The sequence below is a fragment of the Curtobacterium sp. AC268 genome (genome assembly GCF_979258745.1).
Genome location: NZ_OZ409878.1, coordinates 2,874,799 through 2,890,811 on the forward strand (window position 1 = coordinate 2,874,799; position 16,013 = coordinate 2,890,811).

Annotated in this window: 15 protein-coding genes; 9 read left to right on the forward strand and 6 right to left on the reverse strand. The window is 73.3% G+C overall.

The features are described 5' to 3' along the window. Nucleotides 1-34 precede the first annotated feature (34 nt). Nucleotides 35-919, forward strand: coding sequence for a VOC family protein (locus tag ACZZ9K_RS13670; RefSeq protein WP_463444336.1), 885 nt, complete (start codon nt 35-37; stop codon nt 917-919). A gap of 113 nt (nt 920-1,032) precedes the next feature. On the opposite strand, the gene ACZZ9K_RS13675 is transcribed toward ACZZ9K_RS13670, so the two are convergent. Beyond that, nucleotides 1,033-1,818 carry an SDR family oxidoreductase gene (locus tag ACZZ9K_RS13675; RefSeq protein WP_071405848.1) on the reverse strand — a complete coding sequence of 262 codons (786 nt, stop codon included), beginning with the start codon at nt 1,816-1,818 and terminating at the stop codon, nt 1,033-1,035. Between the two features lie 127 nt (nt 1,819-1,945). On the opposite strand from ACZZ9K_RS13675, the gene ACZZ9K_RS13680 reads away from it, so the two are divergent. From ACZZ9K_RS13680 to ACZZ9K_RS13695, 4 genes are read left to right on the forward strand one after another with little or no spacing between them, the layout of a single operon-like run. After that, nucleotides 1,946-2,521, forward strand: coding sequence for a hypothetical protein (locus ACZZ9K_RS13680; RefSeq protein WP_128781582.1), 576 nt, complete (start codon nt 1,946-1,948; stop codon nt 2,519-2,521). Continuing rightward, complete coding sequence (lepB, locus tag ACZZ9K_RS13685) at nt 2,518-3,165, forward strand: signal peptidase I (protein ID WP_138802570.1); 648 nt, start codon at nt 2,518-2,520, stop codon at nt 3,163-3,165. The genes ACZZ9K_RS13680 and lepB overlap by 4 nt, the downstream gene beginning before the upstream one ends. Then, nucleotides 3,162-3,980: a helix-turn-helix transcriptional regulator gene (locus tag ACZZ9K_RS13690; RefSeq protein WP_463444337.1), complete on the forward strand. Its 819-nt coding sequence runs from the start codon at nt 3,162-3,164 to the stop codon at nt 3,978-3,980. Before lepB ends, ACZZ9K_RS13690 begins: the two co-directional genes overlap by 4 nt. A gap of 38 nt (nt 3,981-4,018) precedes the next feature. Next, a complete protein-coding gene (locus ACZZ9K_RS13695) occupies nt 4,019-4,876 on the forward strand; it encodes a helix-turn-helix domain-containing protein (protein WP_463444338.1) in 858 nt (285 codons plus the stop codon). 23 nt (nt 4,877-4,899) lie between these two features. Here the strand turns inward: ACZZ9K_RS13695 and ACZZ9K_RS13700 are convergent, their stop codons facing one another. Beyond that, nucleotides 4,900-5,439, reverse strand: a complete 540-nt coding sequence (locus ACZZ9K_RS13700) for an MmyB family transcriptional regulator (RefSeq protein WP_111056835.1) — start codon at nt 5,437-5,439, stop codon at nt 4,900-4,902. A gap of 277 nt (nt 5,440-5,716) precedes the next feature. Between ACZZ9K_RS13700 and ACZZ9K_RS13705 the strand changes: the two genes are divergently transcribed. Next, complete coding sequence (locus ACZZ9K_RS13705; protein ID WP_463444339.1) at nt 5,717-6,448, forward strand: alpha/beta fold hydrolase; 732 nt, start codon at nt 5,717-5,719, stop codon at nt 6,446-6,448. Nucleotides 6,449-6,529: 81 nt separating this feature from the next. Next, nucleotides 6,530-8,149 (forward strand): MFS transporter, encoded by a 1,620-nt coding sequence (locus ACZZ9K_RS13710; RefSeq protein WP_463444340.1) that lies wholly within the window; start codon nt 6,530-6,532, stop codon nt 8,147-8,149. Nucleotides 8,150-8,248: 99 nt separating this feature from the next. On the opposite strand, the gene ACZZ9K_RS13715 is transcribed toward ACZZ9K_RS13710, so the two are convergent. Then, on the reverse strand, nt 8,249-8,566 hold the full coding sequence (locus ACZZ9K_RS13715) for a hypothetical protein (RefSeq protein ID WP_027465033.1): 318 nt from the start codon (nt 8,564-8,566) through the stop codon (nt 8,249-8,251). Between the two features lie 88 nt (nt 8,567-8,654). On the opposite strand from ACZZ9K_RS13715, the gene ACZZ9K_RS13720 reads away from it, so the two are divergent. Continuing rightward, nucleotides 8,655-9,878 (forward strand): PP2C family protein-serine/threonine phosphatase, encoded by a 1,224-nt coding sequence (locus tag ACZZ9K_RS13720; protein ID WP_463444341.1) that lies wholly within the window; start codon nt 8,655-8,657, stop codon nt 9,876-9,878. A gap of 637 nt (nt 9,879-10,515) precedes the next feature. Here the strand turns inward: ACZZ9K_RS13720 and ACZZ9K_RS13725 are convergent. Both ACZZ9K_RS13725 and purD read right to left on the reverse strand, forming a co-directional pair. After that, nucleotides 10,516-11,385, reverse strand: a complete 870-nt coding sequence (locus tag ACZZ9K_RS13725; RefSeq protein WP_138802578.1) for a phosphoribosylaminoimidazolesuccinocarboxamide synthase — start codon at nt 11,383-11,385, stop codon at nt 10,516-10,518. Beyond that, nucleotides 11,382-12,650, reverse strand: a complete 1,269-nt coding sequence (gene purD, locus ACZZ9K_RS13730; protein WP_138802579.1) for a phosphoribosylamine--glycine ligase — start codon at nt 12,648-12,650, stop codon at nt 11,382-11,384. Before purD ends, ACZZ9K_RS13725 begins: the two co-directional genes overlap by 4 nt. 57 nt (nt 12,651-12,707) lie before the next feature. Here purD and ACZZ9K_RS13735 point away from each other — a divergent pair, with 57 nt between their 5' ends. Then, nucleotides 12,708-13,079: a sterol carrier family protein gene (locus tag ACZZ9K_RS13735; protein ID WP_071248502.1), complete on the forward strand. Its 372-nt coding sequence runs from the start codon at nt 12,708-12,710 to the stop codon at nt 13,077-13,079. A 295-nt stretch (nt 13,080-13,374) separates the two neighbouring features. On the opposite strand, the gene ACZZ9K_RS13740 is transcribed toward ACZZ9K_RS13735, so the two are convergent. Beyond that, a complete protein-coding gene (locus ACZZ9K_RS13740) occupies nt 13,375-15,963 on the reverse strand; it encodes a helix-turn-helix transcriptional regulator (RefSeq protein WP_463444342.1) in 2,589 nt (862 codons plus the stop codon). Between the last annotated feature and the right edge of the window lie 50 nt (nt 15,964-16,013).

Sequence of the window (16,013 nt, forward strand, 5' to 3'; positions counted from 1 at the left end):
TGACGCGTCAACTAAATGGGCGCACACTGGTGCCATGCACACGCAGGACCTCCTCGCCGCCGACACCGGGATGGGTGCCGTCACCCTCCGCGTCGCGAACCTCGACCGGATGATCGGCTACTACCGCGACGGCGTCCAGCTCTCGCTGCTCTCGAACGAGGGCGGCGTCGCCGTCCTCGGGCGACCGGGCGCCGGTGGCCTGGCGGTGCCGATCGTGATCCTCGAGCACGCGCCGTCCATGCAGCACGCCAGCCCGCACGACGCCGGCCTGTTCCACACCGCGATCCTGTTCGACACGAGGGCCGACCTGGCCGCCGCGCTGTACTCGGTCGCAACGAAGTTCCCGCAGACCTTCACCGGCAGCGCCGACCACCTGGTGAGCAACGCGTTCTACTTCACCGATCCCGAGGGCAACGGCGTCGAGCTGTACTGGGACCGTGACCGCACGGAGTGGTCGTGGACGCACGGCATGGTCGACATGGACACGAAGTACGTCGACCCGAACGCGTTCCTGCAGTCCCACCTGACGCAGGACGCCCTGGACACCGCCGCGGCACGCCCGGGCAAGGTCGGCCACGTGCACCTGTCCGTCGGCGACGTCGCCACCGCACGCTCCTTCTACGTGGACACCCTCGGCTTCGAGACCACCGCCGGCTTCGGCGAGGCACTGTTCGTCAGCGCCGGCGGGTACCACCACCACATGGCGATGAACACCTGGAACTCCCGCGGCGCCGGGCGTCGCCAGCTCGCCCTCGGGCTCGGACTCGTGCGGATCGAGGTGCCGGGGGCCGACGACCTCGGCGCCCTCGTGTCGCGTATGCACGACACCGGGGTGCAGACCGCCGATGACGGCCGAACGGTCGCGTTCGAGGACCCGTGGGCGAACCGCATCGAGGTGACTGCGCCCGGTCGCGCCTGACGCGGTCCGCCGCGGGACGGCCGAGACTCGGGCTGAGCGACACTTCTCGCGCCCGCAGTCACGAGAAGTGTCGCTGACTCCGAGACTCGGCGCCGGCTGCCCGGCCGCCCGCGTCAGGCGCTGTTCGAGATCCCGCCGTCCGACTTCAGCAGCTGCCCGTTCACCCAGGCGCCCTGCTCCGAGCAGAGGAACCCGACGAGCGCGGCGGTGTCCGACGGGCGTCCGAGTCGGCCGAGCGGAGTGCCCTCGACGGCCCACCCCTTGACCTCGTCGGACATCCAGCCGGTGTCGTTCGGGCCCGGGTTCACCACGTTCGCGCTGACGCCGAGGCTGCCGAGCTCCTTCGCGGCGCCGAACACGATCCGGTCGAGCGCGCCCTTCGACGCCCCGTACGGCAGGTTGTACGCGATGTGGTCGCTCGTCAGCGCGACGATCCGGCGTCGGTCGCGCGGTGCGGCGTCCCCGGCACGCTCGAGCCCGGCCGCGTAGGCCTGTACGAGCAGGAACGGTGCGCGGGCGTTCACGGCGAAGTGGCGGTCCCACGACTCGACCGTCGTGGTGCGGAAGTCGGAGTCGACGGACTCGCAGTGCGACATGACGAGGGCGGTGACGGGGGCGCCGGCTTCCGCCTCGGCGCGGCCGACGAGTGCGGCCGCCTGCTCCGGGTCCTCCAGGTCGACCGGGAGGCGCGTCACCCGTGCTCCCGCCGCCTCGCACTCCTGCACCACCGACTCGACCCCGTCCGGGTCCGCCCCGCCGCTCACGCGGTCGTCGTAGGGTCCCCACCACGAGATGGCGAGGTCCCAGCCGTCGGTCGCAAGCCGGGTGGCGAGCGCTGCGCCGATGCCGGCTCTGCGACCCACCCCGGTCACCAGGGCGAGTGGTCGTGCGGACGTCATGCGTGCCTCCTGTCCGGCGCTCCGTCGCGCCGATCGGCACCCAGTCTGCCGGAACCGGCCACCCGTGTGACCATCGCATCCGGTGTCCTGTCGGCGGACGGCCGACCACGGGGGCCAAGATGGACGGATGCCACGCACACGACGGCCCTCCCGACCGGGGCGCGGACCCCGCGGCGGTCGCCCGGACCCCCGCGACCTGCCGCTCGAGCACGTCCGCGACCGGATGTCGTCGTACATCTACGGCAACATCACGGTGCTCGCCGTCGCGATCGCGGTGAACCCGGAGCAGATCCACCACGGCGCCGCGGTGGCGACCGTCCTGGCGACCGCGGTGCTGACCTACCTGGCGCACGTGCTCGCACACCTGGTCGCACACGGGCTCGGCGACGACGGCGAGGAGTCCGCTGCGGACCGCGCTGCCCGCCGCGACTCGGTCGCGACGATCGTCCGGAACGCCAACCCGATCGCGACCTCCGGGCTGATCCCGGCGGTCCTCTACGCGGCTGCCTGGATCGGGTGGCTGCCGGCGGAGTGGGCGCAGATCGCGGCGACCGTCATCCTGGTGGTGCGCATCGGGCTGGTGGGCGTGTTCATGCAGCGGTTCAGCGGGAAGCAGCCGACGTTCCTCGGGCTGTGGGGTGGGATCGTGCTCGCCGCGGTGGCGTTCGTGATCGGTCTCGTCAAGGTGGTGCTGACGCATTGAGCGACACGCACGCACACGCCGGACCCCCCTCCGAGCCAGCAGCCGAGGACGAGCCGAAGCGCGGCGGGCTGCGGTTCCTGCGCGACCTCGTCATCATCGTCGTCGTGGCGCTGCTGGCGTCCTTCCTGGTCAAGGCGTACCTGGTCCGATCCTTCTACATCCCCTCGGCCTCGATGCAGAACACACTGCTCGTCGGGGACCGGGTGCTCGTCAACGAGCTCGTGCCCGGGGTCGTCCCGCTGCAGCGTGGTGACGTCGTGGTGTTCCAGGACCCGGGCGGCTGGCTCGGCATGGGCCAGGGCGACGACCTCATCAAGCGCGTCATCGGCCTGCCGGGCGACACGGTGTCGTGCTGCGACGCCCGGGGCCGCCTGTCGGTGAACGGGCACGCGGTGGACGAGCCCTACGTCGTGCTCGAACGCGGATCGGACCGTGTCGCCGGGAAGGACTTCGAGATCACCGTGCCGAAGGGGCGCATCTGGGTGATGGGCGACAACCGCTACGATTCCGCCGACTCGCGCGTGCACGGCACCGTGCCGGTCGACGACGTCGTGGGACGCGCCTTCGTGACCACGTGGCCGATCTCGCGGTGGTCGGTGCTGTCCCGCTACGGCGACGAGTGGGACCGGGTCCCGACGCCGTGACCGCTGACGACGAGGGCTTCGGCTACGAGACCGGCGGGGACGACGACCTGTCGATCCACCGGATCGCGACACCGGGCAAGCGGTCGGGGACGATCGGTCCGCGGCCCGACCATGTCGTGTTCTGGCTCGCCGACGGCCGGGCCAGCCTGACCGCCGACGACGGCGAGCACTGGGAGGTCGGTGCCGAGCGGCCGATGATGCTCTCGGCGTCCGTCGCGTACGGCTTCGAGACCGACGCGACCGCCACGACGCTGCTGCACCTGTCGCCGTCGCTGCTCGGCGACACGGGGGAGTCCTCGGTGTTCGGGCAGCCGGACGCGGCCGATCCCGCACTCGAGCCGCTGCGCGCACTGCTGCGCGAGGCCTCCGGGCGCATCCTCGACCCCGCCCTGCCCGCCGACGACCGTGCGGCCCTGAACCGGCGGATCGCGACCGTCGTCCTGTCGACCTTCGCCCGGTCGCGGTCGGACGTCGCGGACCGGATGCGGCGGGCGATCGGCTTCGTGCACGACCACGCCGACCGGACGCTGACGGTGGCGGACGTCGCAGCGGCCTGCGACCTGAGCGAGCGCGGACTGCAGGACCTGTTCCGCCGTCGTCTCGGCGTCACCCCCATGCAGTACCTGCGCGAGGTCCGGCTCGACCGGGTGCACCTGGAGCTGGGGCGGCCGGGGTCCCGCGCGCTGCTCGTCAGCGAGGTCGCGCGGCGGTGGCGGTTCACCCACCTGGGGCGGTTCGCGGCGCACTACCGGGAGCGGTTCGGGGAGCAGCCGCACCAGACCATCGCGCGGGGCGGCACACCTAGAGAACGGTAGTTCTCGCGTTCTTTGCGGATTCCGGCTATCCTGCTCGCGTGGATGCGCGACGGTCCGAATTGGGGCAGTACCTCCGCGCCCGTCGGGCACTCGTCCAGCCCGAGGACGTCGGCCTCACCCGCGAGCCCGGACGACGAGTGGACGGCCTGCGCCGCGAAGAGGTCGCACGGCTCGCGGGCATCAGCCCCGAGTACTACCTGCGGCTCGAACGGGGCCGTGACCACCAGCCGTCCGACCAGGTGCTCGTGGCGCTCGGCCGGGCCCTGCGGCTCGACCACGAGGCCGTCGACTACCTGCGCCGCCTCGCACACGCCGAACGCCGCCGCCCCGAGGGGGTCGTGCCGCCGGGGCTCGTCGATTCGGTCCGGTCGCTCCTGGCGCAGTGGTCGCACACCCCGGCGTTCGTGATGGACCGCAACCAGGACATCATCCTGTCCAACGCCCTGGCGAGCGCCCTCGGCCCCGGGTACATGGAGCCGGGCGCGAACCTCGTCCTGCAGATGTTCTCCGAGGCGTCCCGGCAGCACGCTGCCGACTGGCACCCCACCGCGCACCGGGTCGTCGCCGCGCTCCGGCTGCACGCCGAACCCGAGGACCCGCGGCTGCAGGAGATCGTCGGGACCCTGACCCTGCAGGACCCGGACTTCGCCCGCATCTGGGCCCGGCACGACGTCGCCGTGCAGCGCACCGGGGTCTCGCGGCACTGGATCGACCCGATCGGGTGGGTCGAGTTCCGCTGGCAGAACCTCGCGATCCCGGGCAGCTCGCACGTGCTCGTGACCTTCTGGGCCGACCCCGGCACCCCCGCAGCCGCGGCCGTCGCGTACCTCGCCGCGCAGGTGCAGCAGGGAACCGCCCGCCGGCAGCCGGTCGCGGGCGAGACCGCGGTGGGGTAGCGAGGCGGTCGCGGCGCTCCCGGTCAGGCGGTCGTCGCGTCCTCGTCGAGCAGTCCCCGGAGCGTCGTGAGCCGCGCGGCGGACTCCTCGTCCGCCGCCGTCCACACCACGAGCACGTGCTCGGGGTCCTCCAGCCGACGCAGCTGCTCCCACCGCAGGTCGATCCGGCCCACCAGCGGGTTCTCGAACGTCGACTCCCCGCGTCGAGCCGGCCGTACCGCGCCGCCGGCCCACTCGGTCGCGAACGTCGTGCTCCGCGCCATCAGCTCGCCCAGCAGCTCCTGGAACCGGTCGTCGGCGTCGTGCTCGTCCAGCGAGTCCCGGAGCATCGCGGCGGTGCGGTGCGCCTCGGCCTCCCAGCCGTCGACCGAGTCCTCGACCCAGGGGTTCAGGAAGGTGAACCGCGCCAGGTTCGTGCCGACGGTGAGGGACGCGGACAGGGCCCCGGCGAGCCGGTTCGCCGCCACCACGTCCAGGTGCCGGTCGAAGACCACGATCGGTTCGGCGAGCGCGTCCACGAAGTCCTGGGCCGACGTCGTCGTCGTGCCGTCCTCGTGTTCCATGCGATCACGCTAACCGGCTGGGCAGTGGAGCAGGGGGGAGAAGGGGACCCCGGCGGGGACCCCGTCGCCGTGCCTCCGCCCCGCAGGGGGACCCCGGCACGGTGCGTCCGGCCGTCCGAGGGCACCCCGCGTCGCTCCCGGGGCCGCCGAGACGCGCTGTCGTCGGGGTGACGGGCAACGACAGGGACACGACGGCCCCGCGCCCGCAGCCCTAGCGTGACGACGCCGGGACCCCCGGTCCTGCACAACCCGACGTTCGTCACGAAGGAGACCCGCAATGGCTGCACCCACCATCGTCCTCGTCCACGGCGCGTTCGCCGACTCCGCCAGCTGGGCGCCCGTCACCCGGGAGCTGCTCGACCGCGGCCACACGGTCCTCGTCCCGCCGGTCTACAACCGCAGCCTCGCCGAGGACGCCGCCTCGATCCGCGCCGTCGTCGAGCACGTCGACGGGCCGGTCGTCCTCGCCGGGCACTCGTACGGCGGCGCCGTGATCACCGTCGCCGGCGAGGCCGAGAACGTCGTCGGACTCGTTTACGTCTCCGGCTACGTGCTCGAGGTCGGCGAGAGCCTCGGACAGCTGCAGGGCGGGTTCCCCGACTCCGACCTCGCCGCGAACCTCGTGTACACGCCGTACCCGGTCGCCGGCGCCGAGGACGGCACCGACGTGTCCGTCGCGATCGACGCGTTCCCGCAGGTCTTCGCCGCCGGGGTCGACCCGCGCGTCGCCGAGGTCTTCGCGGTCTCGCAGCGTCCGCTCTCCGGTGCCGCCTTCGGCGAACCGGCCTCCGCCGCCGCGTGGAAGACCACCCCCGCGTGGGCGATCGTCTCGTCCGACGACCACACCATCAACCCCGAGGTCGAGCGCTTCGGCTACTCCCGCGCCGGCATCACCGACGTGACCGAGCTCGCCGCCCCGCACCTCGTCATGCAGACCCACCCGAAGGACGTCGCCGACGTCATCGAGCGCGCCGTCGCCGCGACCAGCGCGACCGACGGCGCCGCCTGACGCGACCACCCCTGGAGGCGCGGCGTGCGCCCGACGCGCACCGCGCCTCCAGGATGTCCCCGTTCCACCCCAGGAGGCGACGTGACCACGGAACGCACCACCCCCGCACCCCGCGGCGGCGCCCTGGCACCGCTCGCGATCCCGGTCTTCCGCGCCCTGTGGATCGCGGTGCTGGTGAGCAACATCGGCAGCTGGATGCAGACCGTCGGCGCGCAGTGGCTGCTCGTCGACGAGCACGCCGCACCCGTCGTCGTCGCCCTCGTGCAGACCGCGTCGAGCCTGCCGGTGCTGCTCGTCGGGATCCCCGCCGGGGTGATCGGCGAGTTCGTCGACCGGCGGCGGCTGCTCATCGGCGTGCAGGCGTTCCAGGTGGTCGTCGGCGTCGTGATGACCGTGCTCACCGCGACCGGCGACATGACCCCGGCGCTCCTGCTCACCGTCACGTTCCTGCTCGGTACCGCCTCGGCGCTCCAGCTGCCCGCGTACCAGGCGCTCGTGCCCGAGATCGTGCCGCGTGCCGCGATCACCGACGCCGCGGCGCTCAGCTCCGTCGGCGTCAACGTCGCCCGGGCGATCGGACCGGCGCTCGCCGGGGTGGTGATCGCGCAGCTCGGCGTGCCGTTCGTGTTCGCCGCCAACGCGCTGTCGTTCGCGCTCTTCCTGGTGGTGCTCGTCACCTGGCGTGGGTACCAGCGCCCCGAGACGCGGGCCGAACCGTTCATCGACGCCACCCGCGCCGGGCTGCGGTACGTCCTGCACGCGGCGGTCGTCCGCCGGCTGCTCGTGCAGCTCGCCGTCTTCATGGTGCCCGCGAACGCGCTGTGGGCACTCCTGCCACTCGTCGCCGACGGCCCGCTCGGCCTGTCCTCCGGCGGGTACGGACTGCTGCTCGCCGCCGTCGGCATCGGATCCGTCGGCGGCGCGTTCCTGATGCCGGCGATCCGCGCGCGGCTCGGCATCGGCCGCACGGTCGGGCTCGCCTCGGTGGTGTTCGGTGTCTGCACCGCGGTCGTCGCGCTCGTCCCCGTGCCGCCGGTCGTGCTCGTCGCGCTGCTGGTCGGCGGGGTGGCCTGGATCGCCGTGGTGACGACGCTGAACGGCACCGTGCAGGCGTTCCTGCCCGCCTGGGTCCGGACCCGCGGACTCGCCGCCTACCAGCTCGTGCTCTTCGGCTGCACCGCGATCGGTGCGGCGCTCGCCGGCGCCGTCGCCACGCCGCTCGGGGTGACGGGGGTGCTCGCCGGCGCCGGGGTCGTCACCGCGCTCAGCGCCGCGCTGCTGCTCGTGTCCGGGTTCCCGGTGCTCACCGACCGGCAGCGCGCCGTGACACCGATGCCGTTCGGGGACGAGGTGTTCGTGCCGGACGACCACGGCGCGGCGACGGGGGAGACCCTCGTGCTGCTGCACTGGACGGTCCCGGCGGACGCGGTCGACGAGTTCCGGGCGCGCGCCGGACGGCTCGGGCGGAGCCGGCGGCGGACCGGTGCCCGTGACTGGAACCTGTACCGGGACGCGGCGAACGGGCCGGACGCCTGGGTCGAGGCGTTCCGGGTGGGGTCGTGGCAGGAGCACGTCGACCAGCACGAGGTCCGGCAGACCGGGGACGACGCGCGGACCCTGCAGTCGGTGCGCGAGGTCGCAGGGGAGCCGCGGGTCGAGCACCTGGTCGCGGAGGGGGTCGGCGGCCCGTCGTCGGGGTGACGGGCAGGGTCAGCGGCCCGTCGGCGGGGTGACGGGCGGGGTCAGCGGCCCGTCGGGGCGACGGGCTGGGTCAGCAGTCCGTCGTGGTGGCGGGCGGCGTCAGCAGCCGGTCGTGGTCAGGGTGACCGTCGCGACCGTGCCGTCGGACACCTTGGTCGTCTGCGGGCAGAGGTCGCCGGCGCGGACCGTGACCTGGCCGAGGGGAACGCCCGCGAAGTCGGCCGTACCGCCCGGGAACACCCGCTGGTGCTCGGAGAGCTTGCCGGTCGAGGCGAACACCTTGACCTCGTAGGGGTGGTCGGCGGCGTTCGACGACACCGTGACCGACACCTGGCCGGTGGAGTCGTGGGCGCCACAGCCGGCGAGGGCCAGGAGCGCGGCCACGCCGAGGACGGTTGCGGGGACGACTCGGAGCACGACGACCAGGGTACGCCGACGCGCCCGACCACCTGCGCCCTCCGGACTGGGGCCAGGCCCTGTCCGTTCAGCGCGTTACCGTGGGAGCATGCAGCCGGAAACCGCGATGTCCGTGCCCGCGCCGACCGGGGCTGATGCCGTCCGGCGAGCGGCCCTGATCGCGGCGCTCGACGTGGTCGACGGCGGCGTCGAGGAACGGTTCGAACGGATCACCCGCATCGCACGCGAGGCCCTCGGGGTCTCCGGCTCCTTCCTCAACCTGGCCGGCGAGACCACGCTGACGATCAAGTCGCAGCAGAGCGACGCCGCCTTCGGCCCGGTCATCCCGCTACAGGACACGTTCTGCGGACGCACCCTGGGCGAGCAGGGCCCGGTGGTGGTCCCCGATGCCCGCGAGGACGCCCGGTACGCGGACCTGCCGATGGTGCTCGGTGACCCGAACGTCCGGTTCTACGCCGGTGTCGGGCTCCGGGCCGGCGACGACGACCTGAAGATCGGCACCCTCTGCCTGATCGACCCCGAACCGCGAACCCTCGACGCCGACGAGCTCGAACTGCTGCAGGAACTCGGCATCTGGGCGGAGCGCGAGCTCCTGGCCGGAGCCGACGAGGACCGCCTGCGCACCGTGCTCAACGGCCTGCAGCCGGCCGCAGTGCAGGTGCCCGGGTACCGGGTCACGGGGATGTCGATCCCGCACGGGCTCGTCTCCGGCGACTTCCACGACTGGCACCGGTCCGGCGAGGACTCGATCCACCTGACCGTGTCGGACGTCATGGGCAAGGGGATGTCCGCCGGGCTCCTCGCCGCGAACATCCGCGGAGGCCTGCTCGCCCGCGGCGACCAGGACCCGGGCACCGCCGTCGCCGAGCTCGAGGCGCAGGTCGCCCCGGAGCTCAGCCGCGCCGAGTCCTTCGCGACGATGTTCCACGGCCGGCTGACCCCGTCCACCGGGCGCCTCGACTTCGCCGACGCCGGCCACGGGCTCGTGCTGCAGCTCCGTGACGACGGCGCCGAGCGGATCCTGCGGTCGTCGGACCTGCCGATCGGGCTGCACCCCGCCGGGATGCCCCGCGCCGCCGGGTCGCTCGTGCTCCGGCCCGGTGACGTGCTCATCGTCGTGACCGACGGCGCGCTCGAGCTCTGGGACTCCACGCTCGCGTCGCTGTCCGAGCTCGGGTCGCTGTACCGGGAGTCCCCGGACGTCGAGACGTTCCTGCAGCGGGTGCGCGCACGCGTCGCCCAGCACGACCCGGGCGACGACCTGACCGTCGTCGTGGTGGCGCGCGAGGCGCTCGGGTCGCTCGGGGACTGAACGGTCGAGAACTGTCGTCGGCTCGTCGCCGGTCGAGTGGTCGCGACGTGTCGTGGGTGGGCCGCCGAGTGGTCGTGAACTGTCGGTTGGCGGGGCTTCGGCCGACGGTTCGTGACCGCTCGACGGACGTGAGCGGGGTGTCGTGACCGCTCGGGCGGCGCCGGTTCGTCGCCGGTCGAGTGGTCGCAACGTGTCGTGGGTGGGCCGCCGAGTGGTCGCGAACCGTCGGTTGGCGGGGCTTCGGCCGACGGTTCGTGACCGCCCGACGCACGTGAGCGGGGTGTCGTGACCGTTCGGGCGGCACCGGGCGCCGGCGCGGCGGGTGTCGTGACGTGTCGTGGGTGGGCCGCCGGGTGGTCGCGAACTGTCGGTTGGCGGGGCCTCAGGCGACGGTTCGTGACCGCTCGACGCACGTGAGCGGGGTGTCGTGACCGTCCGGGCAGCACCGGGCGTCGCGCGGCGGGTGGTCGTGACGTGTCGTGGGTGGGCCGCCGACTGGTCGTGAACTGTCGGTTGGCGGGGCTTCGGCCGACGGTTCGTGACCGCTCGACGGACGTGAGCGGGGTGTCGTGACCGTTCGGGCGACACGGGCCACGCCACACCACACCACGCCACGCGCCGGGCGCCGGGCGCAGCGTCAGGCGCCGAGGCGCTCGATCAGCTCGGCGTAGCGCGCAGCCGTGCGCTCGACGATCTCGTCCGGCAGCACCGGCGGCGTGCCCTTGCGGTCCCAGTGCGCGCTGAGCCAGTCCCGCACGATCTGCTTGTCGAACGAGTCGGTGCGGTCGGCCGAGCGGGCGTCCCAGTAGCGGCTGGAGTCGCTCGTCAGGACCTCGTCGGCGATGCGGATCCGGCCGGTGGCGTCCTGCCCGAACTCGAACTTGGTGTCCGCGATGACGACGTCCCGCTCGAGGGCGATGGCCGCGGCCTCGGTGTAGACGTGCAGCGAGAGCTCGCGCAGGGTGGCGGCGGTCTCGGCACCGACCAGGTCGACGGTCTGCTCGTACGAGATGTTCTCGTCGTGCTCGCCCTGGGCCGCCTTGTACGCCGGCGTGTAGATCGGTTCCGGCAGGCGGTCACCGTTGGACAGCCCGGCGGGGAGCGCGACGCCGCACACGCTGCCGGTCTCCTGGTACTCGGCCCAGCCGCTGCCGACCAGGTACCCGCGCACGACGCACTCGACGGGGAACATCGTGAGCGGCATGACGTGCATCGACCGTGCCTCGACCTCGGCGGGCACCGGGGTGCCACCGGAGGACGGGCCGATGATGTGGTTCGGGACGTCACTCAGCTGGGTGAACCAGAACCGCGACAGGCGGGTCAGCAGCTCGCCCTTGCCCGGGATCGGTGGCTCGAGCGCGAAGTCGTACGCGCTGACCCGGTCCGAGGCGACGAGCAGCAGCTCGGAGGCGCTCGCCAGGTCCGCGGTGCCCTCGGGCACGTAGAGCTCGCGCACCTTGCCGGACGAGACGTGCCGCCAGCCGGCGATCGGAGCGGCGGCGGTCACTTCGCGACCTTCGCGGCGATGTCGGTGCGGAACTGCGCGCCGTCGAGCGTGATGTCGCCGAGCCCGGCGTAGGCGCGCTCGCGGGCCTGGGCGAAGTCCGACCCGGTCGCCACGACGCTGAGCACCCGGCCACCCGTGGCCACGAGCGTGCCGTCGAGGACGCCGGTGGCGGCGTGCGCGACCGAGACGCCGTCGCGGGCGTTCGCGTCGTCGATGCCGGCGATCGGTCGACCGGTCTGCGGGTTCTCCGGGTAGCCCTCGCTCGCCAGGACGACGGTCACGGCGACCTCGTCGCGGAACACGGGTGCGGGGACGGCACCGAGCTGCCCGGTGGCGGCGGCGAGCAGGAGTTCACTGAGCGGCGTGGCCAGGCGGGGGAGCACGACCTGTGTCTCCGGGTCACCGAAGCGCGCGTTGAACTCGATCACGCGGACGCCCTGCTCGGTGACGATGAGGCCGCAGTACAGGAGCCCGACGAACGGCGTGCCCTCGTGCTCGAGGCGGCGGACGGTCGGCAGCGCGACGAGCTCGGTGACCTCGTCGACGAAGGCCTGCTCGGACGGCCAGCGGTCGGCGAGCCACGGCAGCGGCGAGTACGCGCCCATGCCGCCGGTGTTCGGGCCGAGGTCGCCGTCGGCCAGGCGCTTGTAGTCCTGCGCGGGGCTGAGCGCGCGGACGTCGTGCCCGTCGCTCAGGAAGAACAACGAGACCTCTTCGCCGTCGAGGAACTCCTCGACCACGACGTGTCCGTGCTGGAGCCAGTAGGTGGCGTGGTCGATCGCAGCCTGGCGGTCGTCGGTCACGAGCACGCCCTTGCCGGCGGCGAGCCCGTCGGCCTTGACCACGTACGGGGCACCGAGCTCGTCGATCGCGGCGACGGCTTCGTCTGCCGTGCCGGCGTAGACCGGACGCCCGGTGGGCACACCGGCCTCTCCCATGATCCGCTTGGCGAACGCCTTCGAGCCCTCGAGCTGCGCGGCGGCCTTGCCCGGCCCGAACACCGGGATGCCGCGGGTGCGCACCGGATCGGCCACGCCGGCGATGAGCGGGGCCTCGGGGCCCACGACGACGAGTTCCACGTCGTTCTCGATCGCGTACTCGGCGACGAGCGCACCGTTGGTGGGGTCGAGGGAGACGGTCTCGACGTCGGCGGCGATGCCGGCGTTGCCGGGCGCTGCCGTGATGACGTGACCCGCATGCTCAGCGAGGAGGGCCGTGATGATCGCGTGCTCGCGGGCACCGGAACCGAGGACGAGGATTCGCACCCGATCACCCTACCCAGCCCGACTCGCCGCCCGCGATGCGAGGGCTAGCCTGTGGAGATGCCACCCAGGAGGATCGAGGACGCCGACGGGCGCGCGGCACTGGCCGCGGTGCGTCGTGGGGAGACGGCGCGACCGGCCGTCGCGACCGCGGTGCGGTGGACGTTGCAGTGCCTGGCGGACGAGGTGCCGGGCAACAGCGTCGAGGTGCGGGTGCCGCCGTTCGCCGCCGTCCAGGCCGTGCCCGGACCCCGGCACACCCGCGGCACGCCGCCGAACGTGGTCGAGACCGACGCCACCACGTGGCTGGCGCTGGCGTCCGGCGAGCTGACCTGGGCCGAGGCGGTCGCGCAGTCGCGCGTCAGCGCCTCGGGCTCGCGCGCCGACCTGACGGCGTTCCTGCCGGTCCGGCTGCCCGCCCCCGGCGCTTGACCCAGCGGCACCAGAACCAGCGGCACCAGAACCACCGGCGCCAGACCCACCTGCGCCGAACGCGCCTGCGGAGAAGTCCCGCGCGAATTAGGTAGTGCCTACCGATGCGCCCGCATCGACCCGGTTCCTAAGCTTGAAGTCGCCGGGATTCGGACCCGACCCGAACGGGTCCGAACCCGGCGACAGGCACCAAGGTACGCGATGTTCCACACAACGTGTCAATCGTGGCGGCGCGTCGTGCTGCAATCCGCAACGTTCTTGCGTGTGCGACAGCCGATGCCGAACGCCGAGCAGCTCAGAGCAGCTCGCTGAGCTCCGACCGCGCGTGCAGGTCCCACTTCGCGAAGACACGGGACAGGTGCGCGTCGATCGTCCGCGTCGAGAGCCCGAGGGACTCCGCGATCCGCCGGTTGCTCAGCCCCTGCGCGGCGAGCTCGGCGACCTCGTACTCACGCTTCGTCAGCGGCGGCTTCGAGCGCCCGGCGGCCACCGAGACCCCGTGCGCCGCGAGCACGCCCTGCGCCGCGATCACCCGCGTGCGGTCGTCGGCACGAACGGCGTCGGCGTACTCGATCACGGCGGCGGCGAGTGGTCCGTCGACGCGGGTGGCGGCGTCGCGCATCCGCTCGAGCGAGCCGGTCGAGTCGCGCCCCTGCGACATGCCGACCGCGTGGTGCAGGGCGTACCCGTACATCACGTGCGTCCACGAGCCGTTGGCCGTGCTGCGTTCGATGATCTCGTCGGCGTGCTGCAGCCCGGCCGGGTTGCCGAGCACGGCCTCGGTCCAGGCGATCGACACGGCGACCTGCTCGCCGGTGATCCGCATCGCCCGCTGCGGGGTGGTCCGGGCCCGTTCGAGCGCACTGGAGGCTGCTTCCGGGCGTCCTGCGTAGGCGTGCGCCAGGGCCAGACGTGCCCAGGGGTAGGCCGCGAACCCGCCGTGGTCAGCGATGTCGTACCGTTCGCACGCCGCCGAGAACGCGGCGACGGCGTCGTCCCAGCGGCGCTGTGCGATCGCCAGGTTGCCCTGGCCGATGAGCTCGAGCGTGAAGTCGTACTTCAGGTAGGGGCTCGACCGCCCCGCCGGCACCTCGATGATCAGGTCGTCCAGGTCGCCGCGCCACATCTGCACCTGGTGCAGGACGGAGGAGTTCTCGCCCACGCTCCAGGGCGCTGCCTCGACGTGCGCCACGGCGGTGGCCAGAGCGCGGTGGCCGAGCGCGGACGCGTCGTCCAGTCGGCCGGCGGTCGCCAGCGCCATCACGGCGCAGGGTGCGACGGCGAGGAACGACATCGGCATCGTCGGGGCGTCCACGATGCCGCTGCGCTCGATCTCGGCCCGGACCTCGGCGAAGTCCCCGCCCCAGCCCTGGTGCGCCATCCGCAGCAGCCGCAGCCGTTCGGCGGCCTCGTCGGACACCACCAGGCGCGTGGCGGCATCGGTCAGGGCGACCGCCGCCGTGACGTCGTCGTCGTGGAACTGGCGGATGTTCGCCAGGGTCTCGCACGCTTCGATGACGGCCTCGTCGGTGACGTCGCCGACGTGCCGCTTCGCCACGCCCCAGGCGGCTTCGGCGTCGGCGCGGCCGGCTTCACGGCCGTCCGAGTACGAGTACGCCAGCGAGCGGAGGCAGTGCGCCGCGGCCTGTTCGGTGGGGGTGAGCGTCGTGCGGAGCGCTGCCGAGGCCAGGGCGATCCCGCTCTCGTGCTCCTGCAGCCGCACGGCGACCTGCGCCGCGTCGAGCAGCTGGTCCACCGACGGCAGGACCCCGCACTCGAGCGACCACAGCGCGGCACGCAGCCGTGCGGCGGGCGGTGCACCTTCGGGCCGGTCGGTGCGGAACGCGTTGGCGCGCGCGAAGAGTGCCGTGCGCCGGGCCACCGGCACCAGGGTCCGGATGACCTCGCCGACGAGCGGGTGCGACGGCCGGACGACCGCGGCGCCGTCCTCGAGCGAGTCGATCCGGACCAGGCCGAGCGCGACGACCCGGTCGACGTCCCCGCCGGTGACCAGGCCGAGCAGGCGCGCGAGCGGGATCGGGTCGGCGAGGGCGACGATGTCGACGACGTCGCGCAGGTCCTCCGGCAGCGACCCGAGCTCCGTGCGGTACATGTCGGCGAGGCTGTCCGACGCGGTCACCCGTCCGCGCCAGTACCACCCGGTCGCGGTGTGGTCGAGGGCGCCGGAGACCCGTGCCGCGCGGACCACCTCGCGCAGGTACAGCGGGTTGCCGGCGGTGGCACGGTGGACGCGCTCGGCCGAGGCGTTCTCGAGCGGCGAGCCCAGTGCCTCGGCGACGAGCGCCGCGGTCTCGTGCAGCGCCAGGGGCTGCAGGTCGATGCGCTCGAGCAGGTCGTCCTGCCACAGCGCGCGGAGCGGCTCGGGGAGCGCCGTGAAGTCGCGGCAGGTCAGGACGAGCCGGGCGCCCTGCCGGCGGACCAGCCAGGCGACGTACCGCGCGGAGATCGCGTCGAGGTGGTCGGCGTCGTCGACGCGGAGCAGGACGTCGCGGTCGACGAGGTCCTCGATCGCCCGGAGGCGTTGCTCGGCACCGGTGTCGTCGGACAGCTCCGAGATGGACGCCGGCAGCTCGCCGAAACGCTCGGCGACGGCGCCGAAGGGCATCGACCGGCTCGCGGCGACCGCCGTGATCGGCACGACGACGGTACGGCCGGTGCCGTCGCGACCGGCGACGCGGTCGGTGACCCGCGCCGCGGCGGTGCTCTTGCCGATGCCGGGGGCACCGACGAGCGCGACGCTCCACCGGTGCTCGGCGACGACGGCGACGGCGCGGTCCTCCTCGACGCGCTGTGCGACGGGCCAGGCCACGCGGGCGGGGGCGGTCGGTCGGCGTCGGCGGGCGGGTGCGGTTCGTTCACGCATCCGACACACCTCCTCCGCTTGCGATACCGACCAGTAGCGACCATCCTCTC

Bases quoted from the DNA above. Each gene is read 5' to 3' on its own strand.
- ACZZ9K_RS13670 (WP_463444336.1), top strand. From the start codon at position 35: ATGCACACGCAGGACCTCCTCGCCGCCGACACCGGGATGGGTGCCGTC.
- ACZZ9K_RS13720 (WP_463444341.1), top strand. From the start codon at position 8,655: ATGCAGCCGGAAACCGCGATGTCCGTGCCCGCGCCGACCGGGGCTGAT.
- ACZZ9K_RS13735 (WP_071248502.1), top strand. From the start codon at position 12,708: ATGCCACCCAGGAGGATCGAGGACGCCGACGGGCGCGCGGCACTGGCC.
- ACZZ9K_RS13740 (WP_463444342.1), bottom strand. From the start codon at position 15,963: ATGCGTGAACGAACCGCACCCGCCCGCCGACGCCGACCGACCGCCCCC.
- ACZZ9K_RS13680 (WP_128781582.1), top strand. From the start codon at position 1,946: ATGCCACGCACACGACGGCCCTCCCGACCGGGGCGCGGACCCCGCGGC.
- ACZZ9K_RS13700 (WP_111056835.1), bottom strand. From the start codon at position 5,439: ATGGAACACGAGGACGGCACGACGACGACGTCGGCCCAGGACTTCGTG.
- ACZZ9K_RS13705 (WP_463444339.1), top strand. From the start codon at position 5,717: ATGGCTGCACCCACCATCGTCCTCGTCCACGGCGCGTTCGCCGACTCC.
- ACZZ9K_RS13675 (WP_071405848.1), bottom strand. From the start codon at position 1,818: ATGACGTCCGCACGACCACTCGCCCTGGTGACCGGGGTGGGTCGCAGA.